The organism is Nostoc sp. CCY 9925, from assembly GCF_963920935.1.
Classification (GTDB): domain Bacteria; phylum Cyanobacteriota; class Cyanobacteriia; order Cyanobacteriales; family Nostocaceae; genus Nostoc.
Genome location: NZ_CAWUDO010000261.1, coordinates 1 through 1,933 on the forward strand (window position 1 = coordinate 1; position 1,933 = coordinate 1,933).

At 40.7% G+C, this 1,933-nt stretch carries 2 protein-coding genes; one reads left to right on the forward strand and one right to left on the reverse strand.

The genetic code is table 11. The annotated features are described in order from the left end of the window. Window positions 1–247: 247 nt before the first annotated feature. On the reverse strand, window positions 248–844 hold the full coding sequence (locus ACM0OY_RS40260) for a helix-turn-helix domain-containing protein (RefSeq protein WP_414574278.1): 597 nt from the start codon (window positions 842–844) through the stop codon (window positions 248–250). A 140-nt stretch (window positions 845–984) separates the two neighbouring features. Between ACM0OY_RS40260 and ACM0OY_RS40265 the strand changes: the two genes are divergently transcribed. Further along, complete coding sequence (locus tag ACM0OY_RS40265) at window positions 985–1,557, forward strand: dual specificity protein phosphatase family protein (RefSeq protein WP_414574279.1); 573 nt, start codon at window positions 985–987, stop codon at window positions 1,555–1,557. The last annotated feature ends 376 nt before the right edge of the window (window positions 1,558–1,933 follow it).

Consider the following 1,933-nt stretch of genomic DNA (forward strand, 5'->3'; position numbering starts at 1 on the left):
TTCTGTTAATGCTTGTGATGGAATACTTTGATTTGTACGCAGCCACCACTTGTAACTCCAAGCCAATCAACCGTCATCAAATCAATCAATAAGCAACCATGCTCAAACTTGAAGAAAGATGAGTACCTGTTTGAGTTCACTGGGTGGAACAAACCCCTTCAATACTCTGCGATATTTCTTACTGTTGAACAACTACCAAAAGCAATCAGCAAAAGCTAGCTAGTAGCCTTTGATCGAAGCATCTGGATTATGAGCCTGCTAGGTAATCTTTCAGTAGTTGCTGTGTGTCACAGTCAAGAACACCTGAGAGCGCAATCAAATCATCTTCTGTAGGGCTTTCTTCTCCAGTGATTAAATTATTAAGTCGTTGAGATGAAATTCCAACCATCTGAGCGATCGCTTCTAGCGAGGGGTAGCGTCCTGATTGGATAACGGCATTAATACTTTTACCTAATGACTCTGCCTTGCGATCGATCAGCAAATTATAGAGTAATGTATTTAGTTCTTGAGCTACCTGAACTTTATCTCGAAGGGAAGCACGCCATCTCAGCCAGTAGAGTACATCATCGCGGGTTAGTTTAGTTAAGTGTTCAAACCGACGTTTGGGGTCGAGTAAGTCATCCAAGCCAACCCTTCCAGAAAGGTAGCTGTCAATATCTTCGATACTACGTCCTAAGTAGCGGGCAATTGATATTTTTCCTTCCGCACTGATGATACCTGTGTTCCGCCATCGGTGAATTGTGCTTTGAGAACCCAATTTTAGCTCACTAGCTATCCACCGCAGTGTTTTATTCCCCTGTAAGCGCTCTAGTAGCTTCTGCAAGCGTTGTTTTTCTTCGTCCACTTTGATTTACAAAACACCATTTGTTCCATTTTCTATCGGTATTGGGTTTTGGCTTTTTGTTTTATAATAGAACATATGTCGTTTTATAATAAAACAAATTATAGAAGTGGGATCAACACAACTCACAGGCATCAGAACATATGGCTAGAAATACGTACAAGTTTGCTGCTGCTTGGGAAGATGAACCGATTGTATTTGGTGCTTCCAGACCTGGTTACTCCAATCAACAGGTATCTGATTGGATTGAGTTCATGAAAAAACAAAAGATCCAACGAGTCTGCTGTCTTCTCCCCCAAAAGCAACTAGCTCGTTACTTAAATCTTTTAGGCATATATCAACAAGAATTTGGTGAGCAGCAAGTTTGTTGGGCACCGATTACAGATTTTCAATTCGCTAATTTAGAAATGCTCACCCAAAGAATACTTCCTTTTTTAGTAGCAGCAGACAAACAAAACCAAAAAGTAGTGGTACACTGTTCGGGTGGTATTGGCCGCACTGGTCATGTGCTAGCTGCATGGTTGGTTAGTATTCGGGGATTTTCCAATAAAGATGCGATTGTTGCCGTGAAAAGAACAGGCAGAAATCCTTATGAAGCTGCGATTGCATCTATGTTCACATTTAAAAATCCTTTGAAAGTTGTACAGGAACTTAATGTACTTTTAAATAATTGCCGTCTAGCAGTCTGTTCGACCAATCCTGACGAATTTATTTGACAAAGCTATCCTCTGTATTTGAATCAATTACCAATGAAGTGTAACCTTGACTTCGACATCTGCGTTAACAACTACAATGGTACGGTTAGCAATGAGTGAACATTTTGATGTTATCAATTTGATCCCGAAAGCCTGTAATCGTATTTTTTCTTAACTCATAATTCTTTACCAGGAAAGGCAGAGGGCAGGAGGCAGGAGGCAGAAGGGAATTCTGATTCCTACCCTCTGCCACGACCGAAGGGAGTAAGGGTTTAAGACAAGAACACCAAATTTCAAGAAAGGTGGCTCTTGTTCAGGAGGGGTCGGAATCCCCAACTGATGTAAACCATTGGTGATAGGTTAAGATAAAGCGTATTTTGTCAATCAGTTAAAATAC

Coding starts and splice junctions, on each gene's coding strand:
- ACM0OY_RS40265 (WP_414574279.1), top strand. CDS start 985: ATGGCTAGAAATACGTACAAGTTTGCTGCTGCTTGGGAAGATGAACCG.